The organism is Bordetella sp. MIP270_01_BMS, assembly GCF_054958705.1.
The window spans coordinates 1,957,813-1,971,532 of the sequence record NZ_CM143297.1; the positions used below are offsets into that span (position 1 = coordinate 1,957,813).

Here is a 13,720-nt window from a genome sequence, read left to right on the forward strand (position 1 = left end):
TCTCACTTCGATACTGGAGACACCAATGAAGAGATTCCTGACCCGGACCGCCTGCTCGGCGGCCCTGGCGGCTGCCGCGTGTGCCGGGGGGGCGGCCAGTGCCCAAACCTTCCCTGAACGCACCATCACGCTGGTCGTGCCGCACTCGGCCGGCGGCACATCCGATATTCTGGCCCGCACTATCGCCAGCGTCGTCGCCAAGACACTGGGTCAGACCATTGTCATCGACAACAAAGGCGGCGCCAACGGCTCGATTGCCGCCAAGTCTGTGGCCACGGCAGCACCCGATGGCCACACCCTGCTGCTGGCCACGGCCAGCACGCACGGCATCAACCCGGCGCTGTACAAGAAGCTGCAGTACGACGCCATCAAGGACTTCACCCCCGTCACTCTCTTGGCCACCGTGCCCAACGTGCTGGTGGTCAATCCCCAGGTGCAGGCCACCGATGTGCAGGAGCTCATCGCCGAGATCAAGGCCGACGGCGGCGCCTTCAACATGGCCTCGGCCGGCGCGGGCACACCGGGCCACCTGGCGGGCGAAATGTTCAAGCAGCGCGCGGGGCTGGAGTTCGTGCATGTGCCCTACAAGGGAGGCAGCCCGGCCATTGCCGATCTCATCGGCGGCCAGGTCCAGTTCCTGTTCACCACGATTCCCGGCGCTCTGCCCAACATCAAGGCCGGCACCCTGAGGGCGCTGGCCGTGACATCGCCGCGCCGGTCGCCGGCGCTGCCCGAACTGCCCACCACGGCCGAATCCGGACTGCCGGGATTCCAGGCGATTTCCTGGCATGGCATTGTTGCGCCGGCGGGTACGCCGCCAGCCGTGGTCGACACGCTGAACCAGGCTTTCTCGAAGGCGCTTGCCTCGGAACAGGTGCGGCAGCGGCTGATGGAAGAAGGCGCGGAAGCCGCCGGCCTGCACACCGCCGCTTTCGGAGATTTCATCAAGCAGGAAATCGAAGCCTGGGCCAAAGCGGTCGACGCCTCGGGCGCCACGGCCAACTGAGCGCGAAGCCGCGCCCGGGCCATCGGCATGGGGCAGTTTTGCTACGATGGGGGCCTGGCCTCTTACCAGGCCCCTCTCTAGCACAAGGAATTACCCATGCGTCTATTGCATACCATGCTGCGTGTCGGCAACCTGGACAAATCCCTCGATTTCTACACCAACGTCCTGGGTATGCGGGTACTGCGCCGCAAAGACTACCCGGACGGCAAATTCACGCTGGCTTTCGTGGGCTACCAGGACGAAAGCGAAGGCGCCGTCATCGAGCTCACCCACAACTGGGACACTGCCAGCTACGACCTCGGCAACGGCTACGGCCACATCGCGCTGGAAGTCGAGGACGCCTACGACGCCTGTGAAAAGGTCAAGCAGAAAGGCGGGAAGGTCACGCGCGAAGCCGGCCCGATGAAGCATGGCACCACGGTCATCGCATTCGTTGAAGACCCCGACGGCTACAAGATCGAGTTCATCCAGCGCAAAGACCGCAACGACTGACAGGTTGCGGCCATGATCCACACCATCCTCAAAATGGGCGACCCGCGGCTGCTGCGGGTCGCGCAACCCGTCGAGCATTTCGACACCCCTGAGCTGCACGCCCTGGTCGCCGACATGTTCGACACCATGGTGCACGCCCAGGGCGTGGGCCTGGCCGCTCCCCAGATCGGCATCGACCTGCAACTGGTGATCTTCGGCTTCGAGCACAATGAACGCTATCCCGACGCGCCGCCCGTGCCCCAGACCGTCCTGTGCAACCCGGTGATCACGCCGCTGTCCGACGAGCGCGAAGAAGGCTGGGAAGGCTGCCTGTCGGTTCCGGGCCTGCGGGGCGTCGTGCCGCGCTACCGGCACATCCGGTACACCGGCCGCGATCCGCATGGCAACCCCATCGAGCGCGTCGCCGAGGGATTCCACGCGCGCGTCGTGCAGCACGAATGCGACCATCTCATCGGGCGCCTGTACCCCTCGCGCATCGAAGACTTCTCGAAGTTCGGATTCACTGAAGTGCTGTTCCCGGGCATGGACCCGAACCGCGACGACTGAGCCCGCCGCACGCAGACTCAGGGCTGCTGCGCCAGCATGTTCTCGAGCAGGCGCGCGCCTTCCGAACCCCGCTTGCAGATGCTCCAGAGACGGTCGAACAGCTGCACATGCAGCTCCACAGCCTCGGGGTTGGAAGTGATGCTGGCCACGCCGACGTGCAGGTTGGGCAGCTCGGCAATGCGGAAAGGGCTGGTGCCCAGCAGCACTTCATTGCCTTTGTAGAACAGCTGGAACGCCACATTCGGCACGATGTCCTCGACCAGGCCTATCTGTACGCCAACGGGCTCGGACTTCATCATATTGGCCAGATGCTGCACTTCGCGGCGCGCGGCCTGTCGCCGCTGGGCCACCACCTCGTCGGGCAGGCCTAGGCGCCCCACCAGGCCCAGCGTCACCAGGCGGCGCAGTTCCTCCAGCGAGGTCAGGCAAGTGATCGAGGGTTTGCGCTCGCGCGCCTGTTTGCGCCGTTCGCTCAGCGTGCGCAGCAGCGCGCGCTGCTCGAGCTGGCGGTCGGCGCGCTGCTCGGCGTCAGTGACGGATTCCTGCAGCATCACAGCCAGGTCGTGGTCGTAGTGTTCGGTGGTCAGCAGATAAGAAAGCGGGCTGAACAATGCCACAATATGGCTGGCGTTTTCTTCCAGCTGCTGCATGCGGGCCTGGTAGCTGGACGCATTGGAATGATATTCGGCCCCGGCGCCCAACAGCGACGCCAGGCTGGTGCCCAGAATGCCAGCAATGCTTTCGAGCACATCGACTTTGACAATATCGCCCTGCTCGATGCGGTACAACGCCGCGCGCGACACGCCCAGGCGCGAGGCCAGCTGGTCGGCGTTATAGCCCGCCCCCAATCGGTATGCGCGCACCCGCGCGCCGATCTCGGCCAGATTGAATCCCATACCCATGCTTCGATGCCTGTCCGCCTTGGCGGCGTTCGTGAACGATCTCGGAACCTTCACACTGTATCAAAAAAAAGACATCATCTTGCCCCGGGTGCATGCGCTCCCTACCCGGCCCACAATCAAAAACCGCCGGGCAGCCGATAGAGCGATCACTATACGAGCGCGGGTTAATACCTATTACGGCGGTAGCGCGGTCAATCAATAATTAGATCAAGTATAAAAATTGAGACAATCGTGCTATCCACTTCTGCCCCGCCCCCTACTCGCACCACGCGTTGGAAGCATCGACCTGAAGGGTCCAACTGGGGGGACTTCGGTGCCGATGATCAGGCCGGGCGGATGAATCTCGTCACGCGAGAGAAAGTGTTGCAGGGCTTGGCGGAAGTGCGGGAAGGCAAGACTTTCTGCCTGAGCCTGCCGCTCGATTTTCCAGGCGGCAATGCGTTGAACGAGAAACGCCATCCGCCGGTGCTGCGGCCCACTCTGCGCAACGGCCACCCCAACATGAACTACCGCATGCAGGACGAGCAGAGTCATCTCACTGACGTGGTGTGCGACGACCTGGCCATCCTGCACCTTCAATACTCGACGCAGTGGGACTCGCTGGCCCATATCGGCCAGATGTTCGACGCCGATGGCGACGGCGTGCCGGAACCGGTGTTCTACAACGGCTATCGGGCCGGGGTGGATATCGTCGGGCCCGAATCGGCCGACGCGGCTGGCGTTCCGCGGGGCATGCCATCGCAGTCCACCTCTGCCGCGCATGCCCTGGGCATCGAGAACATGGCCGAGCGCTGCGTGCAGGGGCGCGCCGCCCTGATCGATCTGCACGCCCACCTGGGCGAACGGCGCACGCGCGTCGGCTATGACGCGCTCATGCGCATCATCGATCACGACAGGCTGGAAATCGAGGTGGGCGACATGGTGTGCCTGCACACCGGGTTTGCCGATGCGCTGCTGGCGCAGGACCGCCGGCCCAGCGCTGCCTTGCTGGACGGTATCGGCGCCGAACTCGACGGGCGCGACACCCGGCTGTTGAACTGGATTACCGACAGCGGCCTGGCGGCCCTGATCTCGGACAATATTGCGGTCGAGGCGCTGCCCGCCGGCCATGCCGACGGCTGCTGCGCGGCATTGCCGCTGCACGCGCATTGCCTCTTCAAGCTGGGCATACACCTGGGCGAGTTGTGGCACCTGACTCCGCTGGCGCACTACCTGCGCCGGCAAAACCGATATCGCTTTCTGCTGACGGCCCCGCCGCTGCGCCTGCCGGGCGCGGTGGGCTCGCCGGCCACCCCCGTGGCGACGGTGTAGCGTCATGGCGTATAGCTTCGACTATTCGGGCGTACTGGAATATTGGCCAGAGTTCCTGCACGGCGCATGGCTCAGTATCCAGCTGTCGTTCGGCGCAACGGTGCTGGGATTTGCCGTGGGAGCCCTCTGCGCCGCCGCCGCCAACGGCCGGTCGCGCTGGCTGTCGCGCGTGGTGGGCGCCTACGTCGAGGTCATACGCAATACGCCCTTGCTGGTGCAGCTGTTCCTGGTGTACTTCGGCCTCTCGAGCATCGGACTGCCGCTGACCGCCACGGTGGCGGCGATGGCCACGCTGGTGGTCAACGTGGGCGCCTACACCACGGAAATCATGCGAGCCGGCATGGATTCGGTGCCGCCGGGCCAGATCGAAGCCGCGGAATGCCTTGGCCTTTCGCGCCTGCAGGTTTACTGGCACGTCATCCTGCGCCCCGCAATGGAACGCGTGTACCCGGCACTGACCAGCCAGTTCGTGCTGATGATGCTCGCGACCTCCATCACGTCACAGATTTCGACCGAGGAACTGACGGCCGTGGCCAATCTCGTCCAATCCATGACTTACCGCGCGTTTGAAACTTACCTGGTCACGGCAGCGCTTTACCTGTGCCTGGCGCTGCTGATGCGCGCGGGTTTCGCGATGCTCGGCCTCGTGCTGTTCCCGCGTCGCCGCAAACTCGGCACCCCGATCTGAGGCGGGCAACATGGAAGATTCGGGCTTCAACCTGGCTTACTTCGGATACATGCTGCAAGGCGCCGCATGGACCATCGGGCTATCGGCGCTGGGCTTTGCCGGAGGCGGCCTGCTGGGCGCCGTGGTCGCGCTCGCGCGCATATCGCGCCGCGCGCCCGTACGATGGCTGGCCGCCCTGTACATCCAGATCGTCCAGGGCATTCCGCTGCTGGTGCTGATGTTCCTCTTCTACTTCGGCTTGGGACTGATGGGGCTCAACGTGCCGCCCCTGGTGGCGGCCGGGTGCGCCATGTCGGTATACGCCAGCGCCTACCTGGGCGAGATCTGGCGCGGCTGCCTTCAAGCCGTGCCGCGCGCCCAATGGGAAGCGGCGGAATGCCTTGGGCTGTCGTCCCTGCAGCGCATGCGCTGTGTCGTCGTGCCGCAAGCCCTGCGCCTCGCCACCCCCAGCACGGTGGGCTTCCTGGTGCAGATCGTGAAGAACACATCGCTGGCGTCGGTGGTGGGCTTTGTCGAACTCGTCCGGGCCGGACAAATGGTGAACAACACCCTGTTCGAACCGTTCCTGGTGTTCAGCCTGATGGCCGTACTTTATTTCGCGATGTGCTATCCGCTGTCGCGCTGGAGCCGGGCACTCGAGCGGCGCCTGCAAACCGGCCGCCGCCAGCGCCTGGCTCCCTGAGGAATCACCGCTATGACCAGCATCGTCAAAGTAGAAGACCTGCACAAATGCTTCGGGCCCACACCGGTTCTGAAAGGAGTGTCTTTCGAGGTTGCCAAAGGACAGGTCGTGGCCATCATCGGCAAGAGCGGATCGGGCAAGAGCACCGCGCTACGCTGCATCAATCGGCTCGAGTCGATCGACAGCGGCCGTATCACGGTGTGCGGCCACCGCCTGCACGACAACGATCTAGACCTGAAGACCCTGCGCCGCGACGTCGGCATCGTGTTTCAGAGTTACAACCTGTTCCCGCACCTGACGGTGGAACAGAATATCTCGCTCGCGCTGAAACTGGTGCGCAGGCTTGCGCGCGCCGAAGCGGCGACCATCGTGGCACGCGTGCTTGCGCAGGTCGGCATGCAGGACAAGGCGCTCAGCTACCCGGAACAATTATCCGGCGGCCAGCAGCAACGCGTGGCAATCGCCCGTTCGCTGGCCATGGAACCGCAACTGATGCTGTTCGACGAAGTGACCTCCGCGCTCGATCCGGAACTCACGGGCGAGGTGCTGCAGGTCATGGAGCAATTGGCCCGCGCAGGCATGACCATGATTCTGGTAACCCACGAAATGGCGTTCGCCGCCAAGGTCGCGGACCAGGTCATCTATATGCACGACGGCAAGGTCCATGAAGCGGGCGACGCTTCCATTCTGCGCGCGCCCCAGACCCAGGAATTGCGCAAGTTCGTCGGCGGCGGCCTCTAGGCCCGCCACCGGCCGCGCATGGCGGTACCCAGCAAGGATTCGCACCTATACCTACACAGGAGACAGACCATGCACCACTTCATCGCAAAACAGGCACTCAAGTGCGGCCTAGCCTTTGGCCTGGCCGCCATGGCCGCTGCCCCGGCTCACGCCGACCTGCTGGCCGACATCCAGAAAGCCAAGAAAATCCGCGTGGCCATCGAGCTGTCGCTGCCTCCATACGGCATGATGAACAGTGCGCTGGAACCCACCGGCTCGGATGTGGACACGGCACGACAGCTAGCGAATGACCTCGGCGTGGCACTGGAAATCGTGCCCGTCACCGGCCCGACCCGCATTCCCTACCTGCAAACCAACAAGGCAGACCTTGCGATCGCTACGTTGTCGATCAGCCCGGCCCGGGCAAAGGTCATTGATTTTTCTGCACCGTATTCCGCGGTGCAGATTGTCGTGGCCGCCCCCAAAGATATGGTTATCAAAGATTTCGCTGATCTCAAGGGCAAGTCGATCGCCATCACGCGCGGCAACGTACAAGAGCCCGAACTGATGAAGCGCGCCGTGGGTGCGCAGATCGTGCGCTACGACGACGACGCCACACTGGTCACGGCCGGCATCACGGGCCAGGCCACCATCGTCTCCACGGCGACGACCCTGCTGCGTGAGATCCAGGCCAAGAATCCCAATGCCCAGCTCGAGACCAAATTCGTGGTGAAGAATTTCGACCTGGGAATCGGCATGCGCAAGGGGGAACCCGCGCTGCTGGACTGGGTCAACCGCTGGGTGGCCGAGAACCGGGCCAACGGCAAGCTCAACGCCATCTTCAAGAAGTACAACGGGGTCGACCTGCCGGCCCCCAATCAACCATGATCCACGAGCTGCGCATCTACCATTGCGCGCAGGGTCGCCTGCCGGCCCTGCACGCGCGCTTCCAGGATGCCACGCTGCCTTTGTGGCGCAAGCACGGCGTGCAGGCCATCGGGTTCTGGACGACGGTGGTAGGCCCTACCAACCAGTCCTTGACCTTCATGCTGCGCTGGAACAGCCTGGCCGAACGCGAGCGCATATGGAACGCGTTCTCGCAAGACCCGGAATGGCTGCAGGCGCGCGAACGCTACGAAGCCGAAGGCCCCATCGTGGCGCGCATCGAGAACCAGTTGCTGGAACCCACGCCCTATTCGCCGCTGCGCTGAGCCGCGCCTTTCCCGTTCGCGAAGCCGTCATGTCCCGACTCGAACCCCTGATCCTGCTGCACCCCGACGATGATGTCGCCATCGCCCGCCACCAGCTGGTTGCCGGCACGCAGTGCGTCGCTCCGCAACTGACCGTCGCCGGGCTGATACCCGCGGGGCATAAGGCAGCTGTCCGCAGCCTGCCGGCCGGCACGGCGATACGGCGCTATGGCCAGATCATCGGCGTGGCCACGCGCGATATCGCGCCCGGGCAGCACGTGCATGTCCACAATATGGCCATGACCCCCCACGACCGCGACGCCCTGCCCGCGCCGAAGCCGCATTCCGTGGCGCCCCCCACGGAGCCGGCACGGTTCGAAGGCATCGTGCGCGCAGACGGCCGGGTCGCCACGCGCAACTATATCGGCGTGCTGACCTCGGTGAATTGCTCCGCTACAGTGGCTCGAGCCATCGCCGATCGTTTCAGGTCCGACCTGTACCCGCATGAATTGGCGGACTACCCCCAGGTGGACGGCGTGGTTGCGCTGACCCATGCGCAGGGATGTGCGGTCGATGCGGACGGAGAAGGGCTGGCGATATTGCGGCGTACGCTGGCCGGGTACGCGCGGCATCCCAACTTCGCCGCGGTGCTGATCGTCGGCCTGGGCTGCGAAACCAACCAGATCGCCGGCCTGATGTCCGAACATTCCCTGGAGGCAGGCCCCCTGCTGCATGCGTACACCATCCAGCAGGCGGGCGGCACCACGGCCGCCGTGCAGGCCGGCGTCGAACAGGTGCGTAGCCTGCTGCCGAAGGCCAACCAGGCACGGCGGGTCGCGGTGCCGGCCAGCCATCTGGTGGTGGGCCTGCAATGCGGCGGGTCGGATGGCTACTCCGGCATCACGGCGAATCCCGCCCTGGGCGTGGCCGTCGATATGCTTGTGCAACATGGCGGTACGGCCATATTGTCGGAGACCCCCGAAATATACGGCGCGGAGCACCTGCTGACGCAAAGAGCGGCCAACCCGGACATTGCCCACAAGTTGATGGCACGCATCGCGTGGTGGGAAGCGCATTGCGCACAGCACGGCGCCAGCCTGGACAACAACCCGTCGGCGGGCAACAAGGCCGGTGGCCTGAGCACGATTCTCGAGAAGTCCCTGGGCGCGGTAGCAAAGGGCGGCACCACTGCCCTGATGGAAGTCTACGAGTATGCGCAAGCGGTCACCGCGCGCGGGCTGGTTTTCATGGATACGCCCGGCTACGACCCCGTCTCGGCGACGGGGCAGGTCGCGGGTGGCGCGAACCTGTTGTGCTTTACCACCGGCCGGGGCTCGGCCTACGGCTGCGCGCCCGCGCCATCACTGAAGCTCGCCACCAACACAGAGCTGTGGCGCAGGCAGCAGGACGACATCGACATCAATTGCGGCACCGTGCTCGACGGAACGGCAAGCCTCGCACAGGCAGGCGAACTCATCTTCCAGGCCATGCTTGCCACCGCTTCGGGACGCAAGACTCGCAGCGAGCAGCACGGCTACGGCCAGAACGAATTCGTGCCGTGGCAATTGGGGGTGACGACCTAGCTTTCGGGCCGCGCCGGCCGGCGCACGAACTCGCCCGGCGCGAAGTCGTCGACCGCCACCACCTGCGCCACCGCGGCTTCGGCGGCCTGGATCTGCTGCGCCTGCTCATCGGTGATGGCCCCGCCGCGATGCGCGTCACGCCAGTCGCGCACGCCTTCGCGGCGCAGCCGATCGTGCAAGGGCTGGACGGCGTTCACCAGAGCAAAGGCTCGTTCCAGCTGGGCCAGCACATCGGTGCCCTCACCCCGCTGCAGGTCGGCTGCCAGGCGGTCGCGCGTAGGCGACGGCGCCAGCAGCAGGTCTGCGCATTCGCGAGTCAGGGCATCGCTGGGCCCGCGGTTCAGGCGCACGGGCAGCACCATGGCCCGCAGGACCCAGGCCAGGGGGCGCGCCGGCAGATTGGCCAGCACCTGGTCGATGCGGGTCTCGAGGCGGGCGCAGCCGTCATCCATGCACCAGTGCACGAGAGGCAGGTCGACATGGCGGCGGCCTTCATCTTCCCAGCGCTTGAGCACGGCCGACAACAGGTAGAGCTCGGCAAGAATATCGCCCAGCCGCGCCGACAGCATTTCCCGGCGTTTCAGCGCCCCGCCCATGGAACCCAGGGCTGCGTCGGCCAACAACGCAAACGCCGAGGCATAGCGGCTCAGCCGCCGATAGTGACGCGCCGTGGGCCCGGCCACGGGCGCGCGCGCCAGCAGCCCGCCGGTCCATGCGCGGCCCCAAGCACGCATGGCGTTCCTGACGGCGTGGCCCAGGTGTTTCCAGAACACTTCGTGGAAAGTCTGCGCTCCCCGATCGTCGTCGGGGTCACCCAGGGCCATCACCTCGCGCATCAGGTAGGGGTGCGCACGTATGGCCCCCTGCCCGAAAATGATCAGGCAGCGCGTCAGGATGTTGGCGCCCTCGACGGTAATGGCGATGGGCACCGCCCGATACAGCGGCCCGAGGTAATTCGACGGCCCGTCGATGACTGCCTTGCCGCCGTGAATATCCATGGCGTCGTTCACGGACTCGCGCATGCGTTCGGTGGCGTGGTACTTCATGATGGCCGATACCACCGCCGGCTTCTGGCCCTGGTTCAGGGCCGCGCAGGTGAGGCGGCGCGCGGCCTCGACCAGGTACGCATTGGCGGCCAGGCGCCCCAGTTTTTCCTGCACGCCCTCGAATCGGCCCACCGCAATACCGAACTGCTGCCGAACGCGGGCGTACATGCCGCTGACGTGCGCGCAATAGACCGCTGCCGCGGCCGACAGTGAAGGCAGCGAAATACCCCTGCCCGCAGCCAGCGCACTCATCAGCATCTGCCAGCCCTGCCCGGCCTTCGCCGGACCGCCTATCAGCGCGTCGATGGGAACGAAGACATTCTTGCCCTGGTTGGGTCCGTTCTGGAACGCCTGCATGGATGGCAGGTGGCGGCGGCCGATAGTGACGCCGGGCGCCTCGGTCGGCACCAGCGCCACTGAGATGCCAACCTCGGCGGGCCCGCCCAGCAGGCCGTCAGGGTCCTGCAGCTTGAACGCCAGCCCCAGCACGGTCGCCACGGGCCCGAGCGTGATGTAGCGCTTGTGCCAATTGAGTCGGATGCCCAGGACCTCCTGGCCGTCGATCATTTCGCGGCAGACCACGCCGGTATCGGTCATCGACGCGGCGTCGGATCCAGCCTCGGGGCTGGTGAGACCGAAGCACGGCACTTCGGTGCCATCGGCCAGCCTTGGCAACCAGTAGTCGCGTTGCGCGGGCGTGCCGAACTGCAGCAGCAGTTCGCCGGGCCCCAGCGAGTTGGGCACCATCACGGTCACGCCTGCCGTGACCGAGTAGGCCGAAATGCGGCGCACCACTTCGGAATGCGCGTAAGGCGAGAACCCCAGGCCGCCGTACGACTCGGGAATGATCATGCCGAAGAAGCGCTGCTCGCGCATGAAGCGCCATACGGGCTCGGGCAGGTCGCCGTGTTCCCAGGTGATGTCCCATTCGTTCAGCATGGCGCAGAGCTGGGCCACGGGACCATCGATGAACTTCTGCTCGGCCGGCGTGAGCGCGGCCGGCGGCACGGACAGCAGCTTGGTCCAGCTGGGGTCGCCCGTAAAAAGGTCGGCATCCCACCAGACATCGCCCGCCTCGATGGCGTCGCGCTCGGTGTCGGACAGTCCCGGCATGGCTCGCCGGGCCCAACGGTAGGCAGGATCAGAGATGCGGCGGCGTCGCCATGCGTTGAAGTCCATGTCAACCTTTTATGGAAGTGCACTTACCGGCGCAAGTTAACAGAATTGGCGGCTGGCGGGCATCCCCCGCGGGCCAAGTCTGCGACAATGAGCGTCGCCGCTGCCGGCGGTTTCCATGCAGCCCTTGTGTTCCGTCATGCTCAATAAGCTCTGGTTGGGTTTCTTTCTGGCCGCCGCCGCGGCGGGCCTGTATCGCTGGTTCGCGCTTGGCGATGTCGATGTGTTCCGCGAAATCGTCGCCAGCCTGTTCGACATGGCTCGCGTGTCGGTCGAAGTCATGGTGCTGCTGTTCGGCACGCTGACACTCTGGCTGGGATTCCTGCGCATCGCGGAAGCCGCCGGACTTGTCGAGAAACTCGCCGCCCTGCTCGGGCCGCTGTTCGCGCGGCTGATGCCTGAAGTGCCCCGCGGGCACCCGGCCATAGGGCTGATCACGTTGAACTTCGCGGCCAATGGCCTGGGCCTCGACAATGCGGCCACGCCGATCGGCCTGCGCGCCATGCGCGAACTGCAAACGCTGAATCCCGCGCCCGAAACGGCCACCAACGCCCAGATCCTGTTCCTGGTACTCAACGCTTCATCACTCACGCTGCTGCCAGTCACCCTGTTCATGTTCCGCGCCCAGCAGGGCGCCGCCGATCCCACCTTGGTCTTCCTGCCCATCCTGTTGGCTACCAGCGCATCGACACTGGCGGGCCTGCTCTCGGTGGCCGCCTGCCAACGGCTCAGGCTGCACGATCCGGTGGCCCTGGCATGGCTGGGCGGCGCAGCGCTGCTGCTGGGGGGTTTCATGGCGCTGCTTGCGGGCCTGTCGGCCACCGCCATCGCCAACCTTTCGTCGCTGTTGGGCAATGTCACTTTGTTCGGCGTTTTGCTCGCCTTCCTGCTGGTGGGAGCCTGCAAGCGCGTGCCCGTCTACGAGACCTTCATCGCCGGCGCCAAAGAAGGTTTCGATGTCGCAAAGAGCCTGCTGCCGTATCTGGTGGCCATGCTGTGCGCCGTCGGGGTGCTGCGTGCCTCGGGCGCCCTCGACATGGTGCTGGATGGTGTACGCTGGATGGCGCACGCCGCCGGCTGGGACACGCGTTTCGTCGACGCCCTGCCCACGGCGTTGGTAAAGCCGTTTTCGGGAAGTGCCGCGCGGGCCATGATGCTGGAAACCATGGGGCATTTCGGAGTCGACAGCTTCCCGGCCCTGCTCGCGGCCGTCATGCAGGGCAGCACGGAAACCACGTTCTATGTGCTGGCGGTGTATTTCGGTTCGGTGGGCATCCTGCGCGCCCGCCACGCCGTAGGGTGCGCGCTGATCGCCGACCTGGCCGGCGTGCTGGCCGCCATCGGCGTATGCTACTGGTTCTTCGGCTGAACCGGTAATCAGTCGCCCCCCCGGCACGCCGCCGGCCCCGGCGCTGCGGGCAGGCGGCGGGGCCTTGCTGCATGCCAGCCCGCCGCCTGCGTCAGCGCAGCGCGGCCTCGATCCGCGTCAGATCATGCCCGGCCTGGATGCGCATCTGGCTGAGCAGGTCGCGAGCATTCTGCGACAGCGGCTTGCCGGGCCTGAACACCAGCAATGACCGGAAGGCGACGTCTATCGCAAGGCGCCTGATGACCAGCCCGCGCGGCAGGTAGTCCACCGCGGTCATGGGGTGGATGAGACCCACGCCCATGCCCTGCAGCACCAGTTCGCACACCGAGAACGCATAAGGCGTTTCCAGGACCGGTCGCAGCGTCAGCCCCCGTTCGCACAGCATGGCCTCGAGGCGGCGGCGGCTGGCATCTTCGGGGTTCAGCGCGATGAAGTCGTGCGCCACCAGCCGTTCCGGCGACACGGTCTGGTACTGCGCCAGAGGATGCCCCGGCCCCATCGCGATCACCCCGGGCATTTCGATAAACGGAGAATGCTCCAGGCCGATCACTTCGATTTCATCGGCCATCAACCCGAAGTCGAGCTGCCCGGCGCCCACCTGCTGCAACACTTCGCGCGAGCTCAGGATCTGGAAGGACATCTGCACGCCCCGCGAAGGCGGGTTGAAAGCCGCAATGGCCCGCGGCATGAATCCCACCCCCAGCGCCGGCAGCGAGCCGATGATCATGCGGCCGACGCCGAACGACTTCAGGCTGCGAATGCGATGTTCAATCTGCTCGAAACCGGCGAAGCACCGATCAACTTCCACCAACAACGCGTCGGCCTCCTGGGTGGGCACCAGGCGGTTGCGCACGCGATCGAACAGCCGCAGATCCGCATGGTTTTCCAGGCGGCGTATTGCCTGGCTGACGGCAGGCTGCGAGATATTCAGCAGCACGGCCGCCTTGCTGGTCGTGCCGGCGCGCATGACGGCACGAAAAATCTGGATGTCCCGCATTTCCATAACAGC

The 13,720-nt window shown here is 65.4% G+C and carries 14 protein-coding genes; 11 read left to right on the plus strand and 3 right to left on the minus strand.

The window, feature by feature from the left end:
• Positions 1-25 precede the first annotated feature (25 nt).
• From ACV17W_RS09150 to def, 3 genes are all read left to right on the plus strand, one after another.
• On the plus strand, positions 26-1,006 hold the full coding sequence (locus ACV17W_RS09150; protein ID WP_462596110.1) for a Bug family tripartite tricarboxylate transporter substrate binding protein: 981 nt from the start codon (positions 26-28) through the stop codon (positions 1,004-1,006).
• A 96-nt stretch (positions 1,007-1,102) separates the two neighbouring features.
• A complete protein-coding gene (gene gloA / locus ACV17W_RS09155) occupies positions 1,103-1,498 on the plus strand; it encodes a lactoylglutathione lyase (RefSeq protein WP_462596111.1) in 396 nt (131 codons plus the stop codon).
• Between the two features lie 12 nt (positions 1,499-1,510).
• Positions 1,511-2,044, plus strand: coding sequence for a peptide deformylase (gene def / locus ACV17W_RS09160; RefSeq protein ID WP_462596112.1), 534 nt, complete (start codon positions 1,511-1,513; stop codon positions 2,042-2,044).
• A gap of 17 nt (positions 2,045-2,061) precedes the next feature.
• On the opposite strand, the gene ACV17W_RS09165 is transcribed toward def, so the two are convergent.
• Positions 2,062-2,940, minus strand: a complete 879-nt coding sequence (locus ACV17W_RS09165) for a helix-turn-helix domain-containing protein (protein ID WP_462596113.1) — start codon at positions 2,938-2,940, stop codon at positions 2,062-2,064.
• A gap of 342 nt (positions 2,941-3,282) precedes the next feature.
• Between ACV17W_RS09165 and ACV17W_RS09170 the strand changes: the two genes are divergently transcribed.
• From ACV17W_RS09170 to ACV17W_RS09200, 7 genes are all read left to right on the plus strand, one after another.
• Positions 3,283-4,257 carry a cyclase family protein gene (locus ACV17W_RS09170; protein ID WP_462596114.1) on the plus strand — a complete coding sequence of 325 codons (975 nt, stop codon included), beginning with the start codon at positions 3,283-3,285 and terminating at the stop codon, positions 4,255-4,257.
• A gap of 4 nt (positions 4,258-4,261) precedes the next feature.
• The gene (locus ACV17W_RS09175) at positions 4,262-4,945 is read left to right on the plus strand and encodes an amino acid ABC transporter permease (protein WP_462596115.1); all 684 of its coding nucleotides are present in this window, start codon (positions 4,262-4,264) and stop codon (positions 4,943-4,945) included.
• Between the two features lie 10 nt (positions 4,946-4,955).
• Entirely contained in the window at positions 4,956-5,627 is a 672-nt protein-coding gene (locus tag ACV17W_RS09180; RefSeq protein WP_462596116.1) for an amino acid ABC transporter permease, read from the plus strand.
• Positions 5,628-5,639: 12 nt separating this feature from the next.
• Positions 5,640-6,368 (plus strand): amino acid ABC transporter ATP-binding protein, encoded by a 729-nt coding sequence (locus tag ACV17W_RS09185; protein WP_462596117.1) that lies wholly within the window; start codon positions 5,640-5,642, stop codon positions 6,366-6,368.
• A 69-nt stretch (positions 6,369-6,437) separates the two neighbouring features.
• A complete protein-coding gene (locus ACV17W_RS09190) occupies positions 6,438-7,235 on the plus strand; it encodes a transporter substrate-binding domain-containing protein (protein ID WP_462596118.1) in 798 nt (265 codons plus the stop codon).
• Positions 7,232-7,558 carry an NIPSNAP family protein gene (locus ACV17W_RS09195; RefSeq protein WP_462596119.1) on the plus strand — a complete coding sequence of 109 codons (327 nt, stop codon included), beginning with the start codon at positions 7,232-7,234 and terminating at the stop codon, positions 7,556-7,558. The genes ACV17W_RS09190 and ACV17W_RS09195 overlap by 4 nt, the downstream gene beginning before the upstream one ends.
• 29 nt (positions 7,559-7,587) lie before the next feature.
• The gene (locus ACV17W_RS09200) at positions 7,588-9,120 is read left to right on the plus strand and encodes a UxaA family hydrolase (protein ID WP_462596120.1); all 1,533 of its coding nucleotides are present in this window, start codon (positions 7,588-7,590) and stop codon (positions 9,118-9,120) included.
• Here ACV17W_RS09200 and ACV17W_RS09205 read toward each other — a convergent pair.
• Positions 9,117-11,345, minus strand: a complete 2,229-nt coding sequence (locus ACV17W_RS09205) for an acyl-CoA dehydrogenase (protein ID WP_462596121.1) — start codon at positions 11,343-11,345, stop codon at positions 9,117-9,119. The genes ACV17W_RS09200 and ACV17W_RS09205 overlap by 4 nt on opposite strands.
• Positions 11,346-11,481: 136 nt before the next feature.
• Between ACV17W_RS09205 and ACV17W_RS09210 the strand changes: the two genes are divergently transcribed.
• A complete protein-coding gene (locus ACV17W_RS09210; protein WP_462596122.1) occupies positions 11,482-12,711 on the plus strand; it encodes a nucleoside recognition domain-containing protein in 1,230 nt (409 codons plus the stop codon).
• A gap of 91 nt (positions 12,712-12,802) precedes the next feature.
• Here the strand turns inward: ACV17W_RS09210 and ACV17W_RS09215 are convergent, their stop codons facing one another.
• Entirely contained in the window at positions 12,803-13,714 is a 912-nt protein-coding gene (locus ACV17W_RS09215) for a LysR substrate-binding domain-containing protein (protein WP_462596123.1), read from the minus strand.
• Positions 13,715-13,720: the final 6 nt, after the last annotated feature.

Coding starts and splice junctions, on each gene's coding strand:
- ACV17W_RS09190 (WP_462596118.1), top strand. CDS start 6,438: ATGCACCACTTCATCGCAAAACAGGCACTCAAGTGCGGCCTAGCCTTT.
- ACV17W_RS09150 (WP_462596110.1), top strand. CDS start 26: ATGAAGAGATTCCTGACCCGGACCGCCTGCTCGGCGGCCCTGGCGGCT.
- ACV17W_RS09180 (WP_462596116.1), top strand. CDS start 4,956: ATGGAAGATTCGGGCTTCAACCTGGCTTACTTCGGATACATGCTGCAA.
- gloA (WP_462596111.1), top strand. CDS start 1,103: ATGCGTCTATTGCATACCATGCTGCGTGTCGGCAACCTGGACAAATCC.
- def (WP_462596112.1), top strand. CDS start 1,511: ATGATCCACACCATCCTCAAAATGGGCGACCCGCGGCTGCTGCGGGTC.
- ACV17W_RS09215 (WP_462596123.1), bottom strand. CDS start 13,714: ATGGAAATGCGGGACATCCAGATTTTTCGTGCCGTCATGCGCGCCGGC.
- ACV17W_RS09200 (WP_462596120.1), top strand. CDS start 7,588: ATGTCCCGACTCGAACCCCTGATCCTGCTGCACCCCGACGATGATGTC.
- ACV17W_RS09175 (WP_462596115.1), top strand. CDS start 4,262: ATGGCGTATAGCTTCGACTATTCGGGCGTACTGGAATATTGGCCAGAG.
- ACV17W_RS09170 (WP_462596114.1), top strand. CDS start 3,283: ATGAATCTCGTCACGCGAGAGAAAGTGTTGCAGGGCTTGGCGGAAGTG.
- ACV17W_RS09165 (WP_462596113.1), bottom strand. CDS start 2,940: ATGGGATTCAATCTGGCCGAGATCGGCGCGCGGGTGCGCGCATACCGA.
- ACV17W_RS09210 (WP_462596122.1), top strand. CDS start 11,482: ATGCTCAATAAGCTCTGGTTGGGTTTCTTTCTGGCCGCCGCCGCGGCG.
- ACV17W_RS09205 (WP_462596121.1), bottom strand. CDS start 11,345: ATGGACTTCAACGCATGGCGACGCCGCCGCATCTCTGATCCTGCCTAC.
- ACV17W_RS09185 (WP_462596117.1), top strand. CDS start 5,640: ATGACCAGCATCGTCAAAGTAGAAGACCTGCACAAATGCTTCGGGCCC.
- ACV17W_RS09195 (WP_462596119.1), top strand. CDS start 7,232: ATGATCCACGAGCTGCGCATCTACCATTGCGCGCAGGGTCGCCTGCCG.